The 17,433-nt window shown below is 59.4% G+C and carries 14 protein-coding genes; 8 read left to right on the top strand and 6 right to left on the bottom strand.

What is annotated here, in order from left to right; all coding sequences use genetic code 11:
* Positions 1–51 precede the first annotated feature (51 nt).
* From hslU to BK659_RS04625, 5 genes are all read right to left on the bottom strand, one after another.
* Positions 52–1,392 carry an ATP-dependent protease ATPase subunit HslU gene (gene hslU, locus BK659_RS04645; RefSeq protein ID WP_123423948.1) on the bottom strand — a complete coding sequence of 447 codons (1,341 nt, stop codon included), beginning with the start codon at positions 1,390–1,392 and terminating at the stop codon, positions 52–54.
* A gap of 57 nt (positions 1,393–1,449) precedes the next feature.
* A complete protein-coding gene (gene hslV / locus BK659_RS04640) occupies positions 1,450–1,980 on the bottom strand; it encodes an ATP-dependent protease subunit HslV (protein ID WP_123423947.1) in 531 nt (176 codons plus the stop codon).
* A gap of 232 nt (positions 1,981–2,212) precedes the next feature.
* The gene (locus BK659_RS04635) at positions 2,213–2,923 is read right to left on the bottom strand and encodes an SPOR domain-containing protein (protein ID WP_123423946.1); all 711 of its coding nucleotides are present in this window, start codon (positions 2,921–2,923) and stop codon (positions 2,213–2,215) included.
* A gap of 1 nt (position 2,924) precedes the next feature.
* Complete coding sequence (argS, locus tag BK659_RS04630) at positions 2,925–4,661, bottom strand: arginine--tRNA ligase (protein ID WP_123423945.1); 1,737 nt, start codon at positions 4,659–4,661, stop codon at positions 2,925–2,927.
* 238 nt (positions 4,662–4,899) lie between these two features.
* Positions 4,900–7,119 (bottom strand): primosomal protein N', encoded by a 2,220-nt coding sequence (locus BK659_RS04625; RefSeq protein WP_123423944.1) that lies wholly within the window; start codon positions 7,117–7,119, stop codon positions 4,900–4,902.
* Positions 7,120–7,287: 168 nt separating this feature from the next.
* Here BK659_RS04625 and rpmE point away from each other — a divergent pair, with 168 nt between their 5' ends.
* The 4 genes from rpmE to BK659_RS04605 all read left to right on the top strand — a co-directional run bounded on the left by rpmE (position 7,288) and on the right by BK659_RS04605 (position 11,769).
* Positions 7,288–7,503 carry a 50S ribosomal protein L31 gene (rpmE, locus tag BK659_RS04620; protein WP_123423943.1) on the top strand — a complete coding sequence of 72 codons (216 nt, stop codon included), beginning with the start codon at positions 7,288–7,290 and terminating at the stop codon, positions 7,501–7,503.
* A 74-nt stretch (positions 7,504–7,577) separates the two neighbouring features.
* The gene (locus tag BK659_RS04615) at positions 7,578–8,327 is read left to right on the top strand and encodes a thermonuclease family protein (RefSeq protein ID WP_123423942.1); all 750 of its coding nucleotides are present in this window, start codon (positions 7,578–7,580) and stop codon (positions 8,325–8,327) included.
* Between the two features lie 182 nt (positions 8,328–8,509).
* Entirely contained in the window at positions 8,510–9,778 is a 1,269-nt protein-coding gene (locus BK659_RS04610; protein WP_123423941.1) for a malic enzyme-like NAD(P)-binding protein, read from the top strand.
* A gap of 722 nt (positions 9,779–10,500) precedes the next feature.
* On the top strand, positions 10,501–11,769 hold the full coding sequence (locus BK659_RS04605) for an IS110 family RNA-guided transposase (RefSeq protein ID WP_123423940.1): 1,269 nt from the start codon (positions 10,501–10,503) through the stop codon (positions 11,767–11,769).
* Positions 11,770–11,995: 226 nt separating this feature from the next.
* Here BK659_RS04605 and BK659_RS04600 read toward each other — a convergent pair whose 3' ends face one another.
* Positions 11,996–14,434 (bottom strand): penicillin-binding protein 1A, encoded by a 2,439-nt coding sequence (locus BK659_RS04600; RefSeq protein WP_404942511.1) that lies wholly within the window; start codon positions 14,432–14,434, stop codon positions 11,996–11,998.
* A gap of 216 nt (positions 14,435–14,650) precedes the next feature.
* Here BK659_RS04600 and BK659_RS04595 point away from each other — a divergent pair, with 216 nt between their 5' ends.
* The 4 genes from BK659_RS04595 to BK659_RS04580 are packed head-to-tail and all read left to right on the top strand — an operon-like array spanning position 14,651 to position 17,425.
* The gene (locus BK659_RS04595) at positions 14,651–15,715 is read left to right on the top strand and encodes a pilus assembly protein PilM (protein WP_123423938.1); all 1,065 of its coding nucleotides are present in this window, start codon (positions 14,651–14,653) and stop codon (positions 15,713–15,715) included.
* Positions 15,715–16,281, top strand: a complete 567-nt coding sequence (locus BK659_RS04590; RefSeq protein ID WP_123423937.1) for a PilN domain-containing protein — start codon at positions 15,715–15,717, stop codon at positions 16,279–16,281. Before BK659_RS04595 ends, BK659_RS04590 begins: the two co-directional genes overlap by 1 nt.
* A complete protein-coding gene (gene pilO / locus BK659_RS04585) occupies positions 16,278–16,901 on the top strand; it encodes a type 4a pilus biogenesis protein PilO (RefSeq protein ID WP_123423936.1) in 624 nt (207 codons plus the stop codon). Before BK659_RS04590 ends, pilO begins: the two co-directional genes overlap by 4 nt.
* A complete protein-coding gene (locus tag BK659_RS04580; protein ID WP_123423935.1) occupies positions 16,898–17,425 on the top strand; it encodes a pilus assembly protein PilP in 528 nt (175 codons plus the stop codon). Before pilO ends, BK659_RS04580 begins: the two co-directional genes overlap by 4 nt.
* Positions 17,426–17,433 lie beyond the last annotated feature (8 nt).

The following is a 17,433-nucleotide window of genomic DNA, read 5'->3' as shown; positions in this document are numbered from 1 at the left end:
TCATCGCGAGCAAGCTCGCTCCCACAGGTCCCGTACCACAGTAGAAATGACCTACAGGATATAACGGGACAGGTCTTCGTTCTGTGCCAATTCACCGAGGTGGCTGTTGACGTAGTCAGCGTCGATGCGGATCGGCTCTTCACTGTGAGTGCTGGCCAGATCGCTGGCGCTGAACGACACCTCTTCGAGCAGACGCTCGAGCAGGGTATGCAGGCGACGGGCACCGATGTTCTCGGTCTTCTCGTTCACCTGCCAGGCGATCTCTGCCACGCGCTTGATACCGTCCGGCAGGAACTCGATGGTCACGCCTTCGGTTTTCAGCAGCTCACGGTATTGCTCGGTCAACGATGCGTGCGGCTCGCTGAGGATGCGCTCGAAGTCTTCCGGGGTCAGGGCCTTGAGTTCGACGCGGATCGGCAGACGACCTTGCAGCTCGGGCACCAGATCACTCGGCTTGCTCAGGTGGAACGCACCGGAGGCGATGAACAGGATGTGGTCGGTTTTGACCATGCCCAGTTTGGTGTTGACCGTGCAGCCTTCGATCAGCGGCAGCAAGTCGCGCTGTACGCCTTCGCGGGATACGTCGATACCGCCGGAATTGCCACGCTTGGCGACCTTGTCGATTTCGTCGATGAACACAATGCCGTGTTGTTCGACCGCTTCCAGGGCTTTGGCCTTGAGCTCTTCGTCATTGACCAGGCGGCTGGCTTCTTCGTCGCGCACCAGCCGCAGCGCTTCCTTGACCTTGAGCTTGCGACTCTTGCGCTTGCCCTTGCCCATGTTGGCGAACAGGCTCTGCAACTGGTTGGTCATTTCTTCCATGCCCGGTGGCGCGGAGATATCGACGCCGGACACTTCGGCGACTTCGATTTCGATCTCCTTGTCATCCAGCTGACCTTCGCGCAGACGCTTGCGGAACAGTTGGCGGGTGTTGGAATCCTGGGCCGGCGCGGCGTCTTCGTTGCTGAAGCCCATGCGTGCCGGTGGCAGCAGTGCGTCGAGGATGCGCTCTTCGGCGGCGTCTTCGGCGCGATGGCGAACCTTGATCATTTCCTGTTCGCGCAGCAGCTTGATCGCCGCATCGGCCAGGTCACGAATGATCGACTCGACGTCACGGCCGACATAACCGACTTCGGTGAACTTGGTCGCTTCGACCTTGATGAACGGCGCGTTGGCGAGTTTGGCCAGGCGACGGGCGATTTCGGTTTTACCGACACCGGTCGGGCCGATCATCAGGATGTTCTTTGGTGTTACTTCAACGCGCAGCTCTTCAGGCAACTGCATCCGGCGCCAGCGGTTACGCAGGGCGATGGCGACGGCGCGCTTGGCATCGTCCTGGCCGATGATATGGCGACTGAGTTCATGGACGATTTCGCGGGGAGTCATTGGCATGGTAATGGGTGGTCCTCAAGCAAGAATGAATGCCGTGGCGTGATGGCCGAAACAGGCTTATTCGCTGAGGTCCTGCTCCTCAATGGTGATGTTGTGGTTGGTGAAGACACAAATGTCGCCGGCGATGCCCAAGGCGGTTTCGACGATTTCCCGGGCCGACAGATCGGTTTTCTTCAGCAGGGCGCTGGCGGCGGCCTGAGCGTAGCCGCCGCCGGAACCCATGGCGATCAGGCCTTCTTCGGGTTCGACCACATCGCCGTTGCCGGTGATGATCAGGGAAGCGTCTTTGTTGGCGACCGCAAGCATCGCTTCGAGGCGGCTGAGGGAGCGGTCGGTGCGCCATTCTTTGGCGAGTTCGACGGCGGCGCGAACCAGGTGGCCCTGGTGCTTCTCAAGCTGGCCTTCGAAACGTTCGAAGAGGGTAAAGGCGTCAGCGGTGGCGCCAGCAAAACCGGCGATGACCTGGCCGTGGTACAGGCGGCGAACTTTCTTCGCGTTGCCTTTCATCACGGTATTGCCGAGAGAAACCTGGCCGTCGCCGCCCATGACGACTTTGCCGTGGCGGCGAACTGAAACGATGGTGGTCAAGGGAAGAGTCTCCACGCAGCGGGGCGAAAATGCCTTATGCAAACTCATATGGGGGTGGTGGAGCGTTTTTCAACTGCAGGGGACAAGCGGCGTAGGAGCTGCCGAAGGCTGCGATCTGTTGATCCTGCTGTTGGCTCTTGTCCTGACAATCATCCTGAGACTCTGAAAAGATCGCAGCCTGCGGCAGCTCCTACGGGGATTTGTGTCTCCGCGGAGCTGCGGTGGCAGCTGATCAGCGGCTTTGGCGTTGTTGTAACAACAGGTTGCTGAAACCGCTGCCGGCCAGTTGTTTCTGTGCGGTGGTCAGCTGTTCGCGGTTGCTGAACGGGCCGACCAGTACGCGGAACCAGGTTTCGTCCTTCACCGTGCCGGACTCTACCGAAACCGCCTGGCCGAGCAGAATGATCTGCGCGCGGACCTTGTCGGCATCAGCTTGCTTGCGGAACGAGCCCGCTTGCAGGAAGAACTTGGTCACTGGCGCGGCTTTCGCCACTGGTGGTGCTGGCGGCGGAGTGACGCCGCTCAGGGCTGCCTGAGCGCGTGCAGTGTCGATCTTCGCCGCTTCTGCCGGCGTTACCGGCGCAACAGGCGCAACAGGTGCGGTCTGCGGCGTCGGCAGGGTTTTCTCCGGCACCGCATCCGGCGGCACGATGACCTCCGATTCCGGCAGCAAGGTATAGAAGTCGTATTTCGGCTTCACTGGTTGCGTCGGGCTCGGCGGGGTCTTGTTGGCCTCGGCGATCTTGGTGGCTTTTTGTTGCTCCACTTTCTCGCGTTTGACGCTTTCGCTGCTTTTACCCGGCTCCAGCTTCATCAGGAATACGATGAATGCACCCACGGTCAGGCCGATGGCCATCCACAGCCATCCCGGAATCGGCTTTTTTGCAGGAGCTTGGTAACGGCTGGCGCCACGCTTTGGTGCTGGTTTTTTCTTGGCAGCCAACTTACATACGCTCCAGAGTTTCCAGGCCCAAGAGTTCCAGGCCTTGCTTGAGAGTGCGGCCGGTCAATGCGGCGAGGCGCAAGCGGCTCTGCATCTGTGCCGGTGTTTCGGCGCTGAGGATCGGGCAGTTCTCGTAGAAGCTGGAGAACAGACCGGCAACGTCGTACAGGTAGGTGCAAAGAATGTGCGGCGTGCCCTTGTCGCAGACGTTATTCAGCACTTCACCAAACTGCGCCAGCTTGGCGGCCAGTTCGTGTTCGTGAGCAGCCTCGAGAACGATCTGCCCTTCGACTTCGCTGAAGTCCTTGCCGAGTTTGCGGAATACGCCAGCCACACGGGTGTAGGCGTACAGCAGGTACGGCGCGGTGTTGCCTTCGAAGTTCAGCATCAGGTCGAAGTTGAAGCTGTAGTCGCTGGTGCGGTGCTTGGACAGGTCGGCGTATTTCACCGCGCCAATGCCCACCACCTTGGCGATGTTGCGTAGATCGGCTTCGGCAAGTTCCGGGTTCTTTTCCTTCACCAGCGTGTAGGCACGTTCCTTGGCTTCGTTCAGCAGGTCGATCAGCTTCACGGTGCCGCCGTCACGGGTCTTGAACGGACGGCCATCGGCGCCGTTCATGGTACCGAAGCCCATGTGCTCCATTTCCATCGGATGGGTCACGAAGCCGGCCAGGCGCGCCACTTCGAACACTTGCTGGAAGTGCAGGGCCTGACGCTGGTCGACGAAGTACAGCGCGCGATCGGCTTTCAGTACGCCGCTGCGATAACGCACAGCCGCCAGGTCGGTGGTGGCGTAGAGGTAGCCGCCGTCAGCCTTGACGATGATCACCGGCAGCGGGTCGCCGTCAGCGTTCTTGAACTCGTCGAGGAACACGCACTGGGCGCCGTTGCTCTCGACCAGCATGCCTTTGGCCTTGAGGTCGTTGACCACGTTGATCAGGTCGTCGTTGTAGGCACTTTCGCCCATCACGTCGGCCATGGTCAGTTTGACGTTCAGCTGTTCGTAGATTTTCTGGCAGTGGGACAGCGAGATGTCCTTGAACTTGGTCCACAGCGCCAGGCATTCGGCGTCGCCGGCTTGCAACTTGACCACCAGGCCACGGGCACGGTCGGCGAACTCTGCGGATTCGTCGAAACGCTGCTTGGCGGCGCGGTAGAAATTTTCGAGGTCAGACAGCTCGTCGCTGGTAATCGGGTTTTCCTGCAGGTACGCCATCAGCATGCCGAACTGGGTGCCCCAGTCGCCTACGTGGTTCTGGCGGATCACCGTGTCGCCGAGGAACTCCAGCACGCGTGCCACGCCGTCGCCGATGATGGTCGAACGCAAGTGACCGACGTGCATCTCTTTGGCCAGGTTCGGCGCCGACAGGTCGACCACGGTGCGCTGCACGGAACCTGCCTTGCGCACGCCGATTTGGGCGTCGGCGAGGGCGGCGTCCAGGCGCGAGGCCAGGGCCTGGGTGTTCTGGAAGAAGTTGAGGAAGCCCGGGCCGGCGATTTCGGTTTTGCTGACGTTTTCGTCAACCGGCAGCGCGGCGATGATTTTTTCCGCCAGATCGCGCGGTTTCATGCCGGCAGGTTTGGCCAGCATCATGGCGATGTTGCTGGCGAAGTCGCCGTGAGTCTTGTCACGGGAGTTCTCCACCTGAATCGCCGGCGTCAGGCCTTCAGGCAACACACCGTCGGTAACGAGTTGGGTGAGGGCTTGCTGGATCAACTGGCGAATGGTGTCTTTCATGGTCTTCTCTATCAACCGCAAAGCGGCGGCGCATCAATGCGCAGGTGGAAAAACTGGGCATTATCCGTTGCGAAGTCGGGCTTGCCAACCATAGCAGGCAGGTTATGGATATGTGGTGACAAATCCGCCGCCATCGCGAGCAAGCTCGCTCCCACAGGGAGTTGGTGGTGAACAAAAAATACATGAACACCCAAGATCCACTGTGGGAGCGAGCTTGCTCGCGATGGCAATCGCCAAATCAATACAAATCGACCGGATCGACATCCAAAGACCAACGCACCGCCCGCCCGCTCGGCATCTGCTCCAGCGCCAGCAACCAAGCGCTCAGCAATCGATGCAGCGGTGCCCGTGCCGTGGCTTGCAACAATAATTGCGCACGATAACGCCCGGCCCGACGTTCCATCGGTGCCGGCACTGGCCCCAGCAATTCGATGCCGGTCAGGTTTTGCTCAGCCAGCAATCGTTCCGCCTCGCTGCACGCTTCATCAAGGAAGCTTTCGGCTTGCCCCGGTTTGTGTGCTTCGGCCCGCAACAGCGCCAGGTGCGAGAACGGTGGCAGTCCGGCGGAACGACGTTCGCTCAAGGCCTGCTCGGCAAAGGCGAAATAACCTTGTTCGGTCAACTGCACCAGCAGCGGGTGGTCAGCCAAGTGGGTCTGGATGATCACTTTGCCCGGCTCTTCGGCGCGACCGGCACGCCCCGCCACCTGCACGATCAACTGCGCCATGCGCTCGCTGGCGCGGAAGTCGCCGGAGAACAGTCCGCCATCGGCATCGAGAATCGACACCAGCGTTACCCGTGGGAAGTGATGCCCTTTGGCGAGCATCTGCGTGCCCACCAGAATGCACGGCTGACCTTTCTGGATAGTCGCGAACAGCTGATTCATCGCGTCCTTGCGCGAAGTGCTGTCGCGGTCGACCCGCAACACCGGGTAGTCCGGGAACAGAATCCCCAGGCGCTCTTCGGCGCGCTCGGTGCCGGCGCCCACCGGTCGCAAATCGACTTTGCCGCAGGTTGGGCAATGCCGCGGGACCCGCTCGACATAACCGCAATGGTGGCAGCGCAGTTCGCCGGAGCGCTGGTGCACGGTCATGCGCGCATCGCAGCGTTGGCATTCGGACATCCAGCCGCAGTCGTGACAAAGCAGGGTCGGCGCAAAGCCACGACGGTTGAGGAACACCAATACTTGCTGGCCGGCGGCGAGTGTCTGACCGATGGCCTGTTGCATCGGCCCGGATATGCCACTGTCCAGCGGGCGACTTTTGACGTCCAGACGCAGGAAGCGTGGTTGCTTCGCCCCGCCGGCGCGCTCGTTCAGGCGTAAGAGCCCATAACGGCCGGTGTAGGCGTTGTGCAGGCTTTCCAGTGACGGAGTCGCCGACCCGAGGACAATCGGGATGTTTTCCTGCCGCGCTCGCACCAACGCCAGATCGCGGGCGTGATAGCGCAAACCTTCCTGCTGTTTATAAGAGCCGTCGTGCTCTTCATCAATGATGATCAGCCCGGGGTTCTTCATCGGTGTGAACAGTGCCGAGCGGGTACCGATAATAATGTCGGCCTCACCGTCCCGGGCAGCGAGCCAGGATTCCAGCCGCTCGCGGTCGTTGACGGCCGAATGCACCAGGGCAATACGCGCATTGAAGCGCTGCTCGAAGCGCGCCAGGGTCTGCGGCCCGAGGTTGATTTCGGGGATCAGCACCAGTGCTTGCTTGCCGGCCTCAAGGGTTTCACGGATCAGTTGTAAATAGACTTCGGTCTTGCCGCTGCCGGTGACACCGGCCAGCAGGAACGCATGGAAACTGTCGAAACCTGCGCGGATCGCTTCATACGCGGCGCGTTGTTCCGGGTTCAGCGGCAACTCCGGTTGCGCCAGCCAGTGTTCGTGACGCTCGCCGGGCGCGTGTTTGCGGATCTCCACCTGCACCAGTTCTTTGGCCAGCAGCAGGTCGAGGCTGTCTTTGCTCAACATCAACTTGCTCAGCAACTGATGGGCAACGCCATGAGGATGTTGGGCCAGCGTCGCCAGCGCCTCGCGTTGACGTGGAGCGCGGGCGATACGCGGATCATCCAGTTTCGCGCCCGGGGTGATCGACCAGAAACGTTCCTGGCGCGCCTCGGCCATTTCACCCTGACGCAACAATACCGGTAACGCCCAGCTCAAGGTGTCGCCGAGGCTGTGCTGGTAATACTGGGATGTCCACAGGCATAGCTTGAACAGTGCCGCCGGTAGCGGTGGGGTGGCGTCGAGCAGGGCCAGTGCCGGTTTGAGTTTGTCGACCGGGACTTCGCTGTGGCTGGTGACTTCCACCAGTATCCCGATCATCTCGCGGCGGCCGAACGGCACCCGCAACCGCATGCCCGGATGCAAATGCGCGCGCAGGACTCCCGCCGGGGCACGGTAGTCGAACAGGCGGCGCAGGGGCGAAGGCAGGGCGAGGCGCAAAATGGCGTCGGGCACGCGGGGGGATCTCATTGAACGGGCGGTGAAGAAGGGCCGGAGCCTAGCAGACGGTCGGTGTGAGGCATAGCTTGCGTGATTGCAAAGGTCTGGTAGAATCCGCGGCCTAATTACGTGCGGTATTCAACAATAGTGTTGAGTGGCGGCACGCTACCCGAGGAAGACACCATGAAAGCCGATATCCATCCAACATACGAAATCACCGCAGTTACCTGCAGCTGTGGCAACAAGTTCGAAACTCGTTCGAACCTGGCCAAGCCTCTGGCGATCGACGTATGCAACGAGTGCCACCCGTTCTACACCGGTAAGCAGAAGACTCTGGATACTGGCGGCCGTGTACAGAAGTTCGCCGATCGTTTCGGTGCTTTCGCCAAAAAAGCCTAAGGCTGATCATTTTGGAGAGTCGTTTCGGCTTCTCCAGACTGATAAAAAAGGCGTCCTTTGCGGGCGCCTTTTTTATGTCTGCGATTTGGCTTTCCGCTGCTCAGGCTTTCTGCCCGACGCCCAGCAATCTGGAAACCGTCAGCGTGCAGCGCGTGGTGGATGGCGACACGGTGCGCCTGAACGACGGCCGCAGCGTGCGCATGATCGGTTTGAATACCCCGGAACTGGGCAAAAAAGGTCGCTCCGATGAGCCTTTCGCCGTGGCTGCGCGTAAGCGACTGGAAGCTTTGGTGGCGGCGAGCGACGGACGGTTAGGTTTGCTGGCGGGTCAAGAGGGCAAGGATCGCTACGGGCGGACCCTGGCCCATCTTTTCAGCGACAGCGGTGCCAATCTCGAAGCGCAGATGCTTGCCGAAGGCCTCGGCTACCTGGTGGCGGTGGCGCCGAACGTCGATTTTGTCAGTTGCCAACAGGTCGCCGAACGCAGTGCTCGGCAGGCCGGACTGGGGCTTTGGCGGCAGTCGCCTGTACTGAAAACGGAGCAGATCAATACGTCGGGTTTTGCTCTGCTCAGTGGTCGTGTGAGCAAGGTTCAGCGCAATCGTGGCGGTATTTGGATCGAGTTGCAGGGTTCGGTTGTATTGTACGTTGCACCCAATCTGCTCGGCCAATTTGATCCGGTGGCACTGGAGCGGCTCAACGGTAAGCGGATCGAGGCGCGTGGCTGGGTGCTCGATCGCTCAAAGCGCGGTGGTTTGGAATCCGGTCAGGCGCGCTGGCTGTTGCCGTTGACCCATCCGGCCATGCTGCAAGCCGTGCCGTAAAAAGAAATTGTAGACATTTCTAAAGTTGATTGTGAACAGTTGAGCCCTTGTGTTCCGTGGCTCTTGGCCCAAAGTCGTAGGGTAGGGCCCTTGACAGGGGTGACTGGTCAGTCTTGTGGGGACTTTACGACACGAGTATCCTCGGCGGTCCGTCTGTCCAACAGTAAAAGCGGAATGCCCACATGTCTGATTTGAAAACTGCCGCTCTCGAATATCACGCCCATCCTCGTCCAGGGAAGCTGAGTGTCGAGCTCACCAAGGCCACCGCTACCGCTCGCGACCTGTCGCTGGCCTACAGCCCCGGCGTAGCCGAACCAGTACGCGAAATCGCCCGCGATCCTGAACTGGCCTACAAATACACCGGCAAAGGCAACCTGGTTGCAGTCATTTCCGATGGCACCGCGATTCTCGGCCTGGGTAACCTCGGCCCATTGGCTTCCAAGCCGGTAATGGAAGGTAAAGGCGTGCTGTTCAAGCGCTTTGCCGGTATCGACGTGTTCGACATCGAAGTCGACTCCGAAAGCCCGCAAGCCTTCATCGACACCGTCAAGCGTATCTCCATCACCTTCGGTGGCATCAACCTGGAAGACATCAAGGCGCCTGAGTGCTTTGAGATCGAACGTGCTCTGATCGAGCAGTGCGACATTCCGGTGTTCCACGATGACCAGCATGGCACCGCGATCGTTACCGCTGCCGGCATGATCAATGCCCTGGAAATCGCTGGTAAAACCCTGCCGGAAGCCAAGATCGTTTGCCTCGGCGCTGGTGCTGCCGCTATCTCCTGCATGAAGTTGCTGGTGAGCATGGGCGCCAAGATCGAAAATATCTTCATGGTTGACCGTACCGGTGTGATCCACTCCGAGCGTGACGACCTGAACCAGTACAAGGCGGTCTTCGCTCACGCGACCGACAAGCGCACTCTGACTGACGCTCTGAAGGGCGCGGACGTGTTCGTTGGTCTGTCCGGTCCGAACCTGCTGAGCGCTGAAAACCTGCTGCTGATGGCTGCCAACCCGATCGTGTTCGCGTGCTCGAACCCGGACCCGGAAATCTCCCCGGAACTGGCTCACGCCACCCGTAACGACGTGATCATGGCTACCGGCCGTTCGGACTATCCGAACCAGGTGAACAACGTTTTGGGCTTCCCGTTCATCTTCCGTGGTGCTCTGGACGTTCGCGCCAAGCGCATCAACGAAGAGATGAAAGTGGCTGCGGCCAACGCCCTGCGTGAACTGGCCAAGCTGCCAGTGCCTCAGGAAGTGTGTGACGCCTATGGCGGTATCAAGCTGGAATTCGGTCGTGAGTACATCATTCCGAAGCCAATGGATGCGCGTCTGATCACTGTGATCGCGGATGCTGTGGCCAAGGCTGCGATCGAGACCGGTGTTGCGACTCTGCCGTATCCGAAGAACTACCCGCTGAAAAGCGTGGATGACGTGTTCAACGGCTAAGCCTTTGTAGCGTCCCCCAAAAACCCCGGCTCTCGCGAGTCGGGGTTTTTTTATGCGTGTGTACACAGTTTAAATGTGGGAGCGAGCTTGCTCGCGATGGCGGCCTGACAGCCGACTCATCTCCCTCAGATGCGCCCCAATCAAAACTGTGGGAGCGAGCCTGCTCGCGATGGCGGCCTGATAGCCGACCAATCTCTTTCAGGTGTACATATCCATTCCTGCGGTAACGGCTGCTTATGGTTCCGCTCTTACAGCGTGTCACTTTTGCAGACGCCCAAAAGTAACCAAAACGCTTCGCCCCAAGCGTCCGGCACCTCGCTTAGGCTCGGCGTACCCTCGCTCCGGCATTCATCAGGGGGCATCGCCTACGGTCTGCTGCGCGACGACCTCCTCTCGATGTGTCCGGCTGCGCCGTACGGCGCTGCGCGCCCACCCCCTGATGAACACCTCCACTCGGCCTCCCGATATAGATTGTCCGTTCCTTTCCTCTTCCATACTTCGGTGTCTGGAAGTCAGTTTTGATCAGGGAGGAACATGCACCTGTGGGCTACGAATATGCCTTCCAAGCACTCGATGATTACCCCTTCACCTTCGAGCCCACAGGTGCGCTTGCGCCCTCTAAGGAATACTCAGGGAAAGCCCGACACGGCTCTCTATATCGCTTTCGCTGGACGCAAGCATGCATGTCCCTGCATGTACTTTAGCGCCTGTGGAGGTTTTGGATGCAAACGCTCCTGTCTCAGAGATTCACTGCTTATATCGGAATAGATTGGGCAGATACCAAGCACGACGTGTGTTTGCAGGTCGCTGGGGAAACCCGGCGGCACTTCTCTGTCATCGACCACACGCCCCAATCGATCGATCGTTGGGCGAAATCGTTGTTTGAGCGCTACGGTGCTCCGATTGCGATTGCTCTGGAGCTCAACAAGGGCCCGTTGGTGGCGGCCCTGCAAAAATACGAGTTCTTTTGCCTGTTTCCAATCAATCCGAGCACCTTGGCCAGACACCGTAAAACCTTTGTCCGTAGCGGTGCCAAGGATGATCCGACCGATGCTCAATGGGCGCTTGAGTTGTTGCTTACTCATCCCCAACGATTTCCCCAGTTGATGCCGCAAAGCCCAGCCATGCGTATTTTGGCCAGCCTGACAGAACATCGGCGCGCACTGGTTGATGAGCGAGTGAAGGTCAGCAACCGCTTGATCAGTGAGCTCAAACAGTATTACCCATTGGCCCTGGAGCTGTTTAGCAATCATGACACCGTGGTGTTCTGTGACTTTCTGATGCGCTGGCCCACGCTTGAACACATCAAGCATTCTCGCCAGAGTGTTTTTCTCAAGTTCTTCAACGAACACAACATGCGTCGTCCTCAACTCAATCAAACTCGCTGGGAATTGATCACCAACGCGATGCCTTTAACGCAGGATCCAGGGGTGATACGTCCTTCGCAGTTGTACGCAACAGCCTTGGCGTCGCAACTCAAAGGGCTCATTTCCACCATCAAGGACTTTGATCGCGAGATCGAAGAAACGGCCAACACCTTGGCCGATTACCCGCTTTTCAAAGCGCTGCCCGGCGCCGGCCAACATCTTGCACCGCGCCTGATGGTGGCTTTTGGTGAACAGCGTGATCGATTTAACGACGCCAATGCGATGCAGAGATATGCCGGAATCGCACCAGTTACCCAGCGTAGCGGAAAGAAAAAAGTCGTGTATTGGCGCTACCAATGCTCAACCTTCTTGCGTCAGACCTTTGTCGAATGGGCCGCTCACAGCATCACTCAATCAACGTGGGCCGGGGCTTATTATCGGCAGCAGCGGGCTAAGGGCTGCTCATACCAGGCGACACTGAGGGCACTCGCTTTTAAGTGGATCAGAATCGTCTATCGGTGCTGGAAAACCAGCACCGTCTATGACGAAAAGGCTTACTTGCAGGCTTTAACGCGGCGTGGATCAACGTTGGTAGAGGCGCCGATGGAGGTCGTCACAGGTTGACGGACAGGCTCAGGGCGTGGAGGGGCGGGCAGATCAAAAGCAAAGCACGGCGGCCTACCGGCCGGCCTGAGTGGTGAAGGCGCGCCGCTGGTGATGATCTTCTTCGAGCTGCCGAAGGCTGCGATCTTTTGATCTTGGCGGCCTGAGTGGTTGGAGGTACTAACTCCAGACGCTAAAAAGCCCCACCTTCAAACGAAGAGCGGGGCTTTTTGGTGGGGCTGTGTGATCAGAACAAATCGATCGGCGCCGCTTCATCCGCTGGCAGTGGGCTGCCCGGGGCATTGCCGTTGCCCAGCTCGTTGACCGATGGTGGCGTGTCTTCGGCCTTGAACAGTTCGAAGTAGGCGCCTGGCGTGCTTGGGGTGGCTGCACGGCCGCTGACCGGATCAACTCTCAGGCTGAGGATGCCTTCCGGCTCGGCCTGGGTATGCGGTGGCCTGCCCTTGAGTGCGGCGCTCATGTAGTTCATCCAGATCGGCAGTGCGACGGTGCCACCGAACTCGCGTTTGCCAAGGCTTTCCGGTTGGTCGAAACCGGTCCAGACCGTGGTCACGTAATCGGCGTTGTAGCCCGAGAACCAGGCGTCCTTGGATTCGTTGGTGGTCCCGGTCTTGCCCGCGATGTCGCTGCGGCCCATTGCCAGGGCGCGACGCCCGGTACCGAGCTTGATCACGTCCTCAAGCATGCTGTTGAGGATGAAGGTGGTGCGCCCGTCGATGATCCGTTCCGCGACTGCCGGTGCTTGTGCGGTGGTTTGCGCCACCGGGGCTTCGCCTGGCGTCGGGTTGACCGTAAACGTGTTATTCACTGGTGCTGCGATTCCGCTGCTGGCGATATCGCCCTTCGGCACGCTTGGCGGATTGGCGACGAACAGCGTGTCGCCGTTACGGCTTTCGATCTTGTCGATGATGTACGGGGTGATCTTGTAGCCGCCGTTGGCAAACGTGCTCCAGCCGGTGGCGATTTCCATCGGCGTCAGCGTCGCGGTGCCCAGGGCCAGCGACAGGTTGCGCGGCAGGTCCTGCTTGTTGAAACCGAACTTGCTGATGTAGTCGATGGTGCGATCGACACCCATCGCCTGGAGCAGGCGGATCGACACCAGGTTGCGCGACTTGTAGAGCGCTTCACGCATGCGGATCGGGCCGAGGAAGGTGTTGGTGTCGTTCTTCGGGCGCCAGACCTTGTCCAGATACTCGTCGACGAACACGATTGGCGCGTCGTTCACCAGGCTTGCCGGGGTGTAGCCGTTGTCCAGTGCAGCGCTGTAGACGAATGGCTTGAAGCTCGAGCCCGGTTGGCGCTTGGCCTGCATCGCGCGGTTGTAGTTGCTCTGCTCGAAAGCGAAGCCGCCGACCAGTGCGCGGATGGCGCCATTCTGTGGATCAAGAGAAACCAGCGCGCTCTGGGCGACCGGGATCTGGCTGAACTTCAGGGCATTGTCCGGCTGGCGCTGTACGCGGATCAGATCGCCGACCTGCGCAACGTCCGATGGCTGCTTCGGTGCCGGGCCCATGCTGTTGGTATTCAGGAACGGGCGCGCCCATTTCATGCTGTCCCAGCTGACATGTTCTTCGCCGCTGCGGGTCAGGACCTGCACGCCGTTTTTCTCGACCAGGGTGACAATGGCTGGTTCCAGGCCGCTGATGGTGCGCTGCTTGGTCAGCTCTGTGGCCCAGGCGGCGGGCGTCTTGCCCGGCAGGCGGGATTCAGGGCCGCGGTAGCCGTGACGCTGGTCGTAGGTGATCAAGCCTTCATGAACGGCGGTGTTGGCCATTTCCTGAAGATTGCTCGGTACGGTAGTGGTAACGCGGAAACCTTCGGTGTAAGCGTCGGCGCCATAACGGCCGACCATTTCGGCGCGGGCCATTTCAGCGATGTACGGCGCGTTCACTTCCGGCGTCGGCACGTGATAGCTGGCGTTCAGCGGCTCGTTGATCGCAGTCTGATACGCCGCCTCGTCGATTTTCCCGAGCTTGTACATGCGGCCCAGAATCCAGTCACGCCGTTCCTTGCTGCGCGCAGGGTTGGCCAGCGGGTTGAAGCGCGAAGGGGCTTTCGGCAGGCCGGCGATCATCGCCATCTGCGCCAGGCTGACGTCACGAATCGATTTGCCGTAATACACCTGCGCCGCTGCCTCGATGCCGTAGGCGCGGTTGCCCAGATAGATCTTGTTCACGTAGAGCTCAAGGATCTCGTCCTTGGTCAACTGACGCTCGATTTGCAGGGCCAGGAGGATTTCTGTGGTCTTGCGCGAAAAGCTGCGTTCGCTGGTGAGGAAGAAGTTCTTCGCCACCTGCATGGTGATGGTGCTACCGCCGGATTGAATGTGTCCGCTTTTGACCAATTGGGTCGCGGCACGCATCAGGCTGCTGGGATCGACGCCATAGTGATTGGCGAAGTTGTCGTCCTCAGCACTTAGTAACGCATTGATGAAATTGGGGGGAATGTCGGCGAAACGGATTGGCGTGCGGCGCATTTCGCCAAATTCCGCGATCAACTTGCCGTCGCTGCTGTAGACCCGCAAAGGAATCTGCAACTGAATGCTTCTCAGCGCCTCCACGGACGGCAATCCCGGACTAAGGTAAAGAAACGCGCCGCTCAGACCGAGGAGCAGTCCGCAGAAAACGGCGACGATGGACCACCCGAAAAATTTCAGCAGACGAATCAAGGCTTTTGGACATCCAGGGTAAAGAATGAATTAGGCGTCAGGGCATTCAAGGTAAGCAAGGGGCGACCCGCGCTTGAGAAAGCGGAAAAAACGCTCGGCATTATAAGCATTTTTCCACCGAAAGCGCATTTGGCGCCTCTGTCAAGGCGCAGCTATTGAACGCAATGAATCATAAAGAGTCCGTAACTCACGGATAGTCATAGGGAATTGCTAGTGCTGGGACTCTTCAATAAAAAAAGCCGCACGCTTTTGGGGATCGATATCAGCTCCACCTCGGTGAAGCTTCTCGAGCTCAGCCGCTCAGGTACTCGATACCGGGTCGAAGCCTACGCGGTAGAGCCGCTGCCGACTAACGCGGTGGTCGAGAAAAATATCGCCGAACTCGACGGTGTGGGGCAGGCGTTGTCCCGGGTGTTGCTCAAGGCCAAAACCAGTGTCAAGAGTGTTGCGGTAGCGGTTGCCGGATCGGCGGTCATCACCAAGACCATCGAAATGGACGCCGGGCTTTCAGCCGATGACATGGAAAATCAGCTGAAAATCGAAGCAGACCAATACATTCCCTATCCCCTTGAAGAAGTCGCCATCGATTTTGAAGTGCAGGGCGCTTCCCGTCGTAATCCCGAGCGGGTCGATGTATTGCTGGCGGCGTGTCGCAAGGAAAACGTCGAAGTCCGCGAAGCCGCACTGGCCCTTGCCGGCCTGACGGCGCGGGTGGTCGATGTCGAGGCTTACGCACTGGAGCGTTCATTCGGCTTGTTGTCGGCACAGCTGGCTGGCGTACACGAGCGCTCGACGGTGGCCGTGGTCGACATCGGCGCCACCATGACCACGTTGAGCGTGTTGTCCAACGGCCGGATCATCTACACCCGTGAACAGTTGTTCGGCGGTCGTCAGTTGACGGAGGAAATCCAGCGTCGCTACGGCATGACCGTCGAACAGGCCGGGCTGGCGAAAAAACAGGGTGGATTGCCCGATGACTACGTCAGCGAAGTCCTGCAACCGTTCCGCGAGGCGCTGGTGCAACAGGTTTCGCGATCGTTGCAGTTCTTTTTCGCCTCGGGTCAGTACCACGCGGTCGACCAGATCCTGCTGGCCGGTGGTACTGCCTCGATCGCCGGGCTGGAGCAACTGATCGAGCTGCGTCTTGGCACGCCGACGCAGGTGGCCAATCCGTTTGCGGATATGACGCTGAGCAGCAAGGTCAACGCTAGCGCCCTGGCCAGTGACGCGCCGGCGTTGATGATTGCCTGCGGCCTGGCGCTAAGGAGTTTCGACTGATGGCGCGGATCAATCTGCTTCCTTGGCGCGAAGAGCTACGCGAGGAACGTCGCAAGCGTTTCCTGTTGGTGTTGGCCGGCGTGTTGGTAGCGGCAGTCGGCGTGATTCTGCTGGGTGACCAATACATCAGCAGTGCCATCGATCGACAAGTTGCACGCAACGATTACGTCGCTAAACAAATTGCTGTACTCGATGACCGGATCAAGCAGATCAGCGATCTGAAAGCCCGACGGCAGCAGCTCGTGGAGCGGATGCGGATCATCCAGGACTTGCAAGGCAATCGGTCGGTCAACGCACGGATCTTTGATCAGCTGGCGCGCACGCTGCCGGACGGGGTGTATTTCACCGACGTCAAACTGGTCGATAAAACGCTGTCTATCAGCGGGGCGGCAGAGTCGAACAATCGCGTCTCGGAGTTGTTGCGCAACCTTGGTGCCTCCGACCGGTTCGATTCGCCGAGCCTGACCGAGGTGAAGGCGACCACCGCCGGTGCGCTGGATCAGGCCAACGTGTTCCAGTTGACCGTTCGTCAGGCCCCGCCGGCCGCAGCGGAGGGCGCGAAATGAGTCCATCCCGATGGTTCGAAAGTTTGCGCAATATCGATATCAACGACCTGGACCTGAACAACATAGGTTCCTGGCCTGCGGCGGTCAAAGGCCTGGTCGGCGGGCTGGTGGTGGTTCTGGTGCTGACGCTGGGTTACAGCTTTTACCTCAAGGATCTTGAGGATCAACTCGAACAGGCCCGTGCCGGGGAAATCAATCTCAAGGAACAGTTCGCGAGCAAGGCGCACCTGGCGGCCAATCTGGAGCGCTACACCGAGCAGATGAAGGAAATGGAAACTTCCTTTGGTGTGCTGTTGCGGCAATTGCCCAGTGATACCGAAGTGCCTGGTCTGCTGGAAGACATCACCCGCACCGGATTGGGCAGCGGGCTGGAGTTCGAAGAGATCAAGCTGCTGTCGGAAGTCACCCAGCAGTTCTACATCGAGCTGCCGATTCAGATCACTGTCACCGGTGCCTACCATGACCTGGCGACCTTCGTCAGTGGCGTCGCCAGCCTCCCGCGGATCGTCACCCTGCACGACTTCAACATCGAGCCGGTCGTTCCGGGCAGTGGCGCGAAACTGCGCATGAATATCCTGGCAAAAACCTACCGTTACAACGACAAGGGGTTGCTGAAGTGAATGCGGCCCGATGGTTTTCGCTGGTTGTGTTGTTGGGGAGTCTCCTCGGTTGTGGCAACGGTAACGACGTCAGCGATCTGGACGCCTACATGAACGAGGTGCGCCTGCGCCCGCCTGGCAAGATTGAACCTGTGCCGACGCTCAGGTCATACGAAACCTTCACCTACAACGCTGCGTCATTGCGTAGCCCCTTTTCACCACAGATCAGGCTCGACCTGGCAGGTCGAAAACCGGGCTCGCGCAACGTCAAACCCGATCCGAACCGGATCAAGCAATACCTCGAAGGTTTCAACATCGAGCAGTTTGAAATGGTCGGCACAATCTCCAATGCCTCGGGCGCTTTCGCGTTGTTGCGCGGTGCCGGTGGGGTGCATCGGCTGAAGGTCGGTGACTACCTGGGCCGCAACGATGGCCGGATTGTGGCCATCAGTGACTCGCAAGTCGATGTGGTTGAAATCGTTCCCGATGGCGAGGGTGCCTGGCTGGAACGACCGCGGACTATTCCTTTGAAAGAGCACTCATAGTGGAACTT

The sequence above is a fragment of the Pseudomonas brassicacearum genome (assembly GCF_003732225.1).
GTDB classification, from domain to species: domain Bacteria; phylum Pseudomonadota; class Gammaproteobacteria; order Pseudomonadales; family Pseudomonadaceae; genus Aquipseudomonas; species Aquipseudomonas brassicacearum_E.
Note: the sequence above shows the minus strand (reverse complement) of the source record. Positions and strands in the feature narration are given on the sequence as shown.

Bases quoted from the DNA above. Each gene is read 5' to 3' on its own strand.
- pilO (WP_123423936.1), top strand. From the start codon at position 16,278: ATGAGTCCATCCCGATGGTTCGAAAGTTTGCGCAATATCGATATCAAC.
- argS (WP_123423945.1), bottom strand. From the start codon at position 4,661: ATGAAAGACACCATTCGCCAGTTGATCCAGCAAGCCCTCACCCAACTC.
- BK659_RS04615 (WP_123423942.1), top strand. From the start codon at position 7,578: ATGTCTGCGATTTGGCTTTCCGCTGCTCAGGCTTTCTGCCCGACGCCC.
- rpmE (WP_123423943.1), top strand. From the start codon at position 7,288: ATGAAAGCCGATATCCATCCAACATACGAAATCACCGCAGTTACCTGC.
- BK659_RS04605 (WP_123423940.1), top strand. From the start codon at position 10,501: ATGCAAACGCTCCTGTCTCAGAGATTCACTGCTTATATCGGAATAGAT.
- BK659_RS04610 (WP_123423941.1), top strand. From the start codon at position 8,510: ATGTCTGATTTGAAAACTGCCGCTCTCGAATATCACGCCCATCCTCGT.
- hslU (WP_123423948.1), bottom strand. From the start codon at position 1,392: ATGCCAATGACTCCCCGCGAAATCGTCCATGAACTCAGTCGCCATATC.
- BK659_RS04590 (WP_123423937.1), top strand. From the start codon at position 15,715: ATGGCGCGGATCAATCTGCTTCCTTGGCGCGAAGAGCTACGCGAGGAA.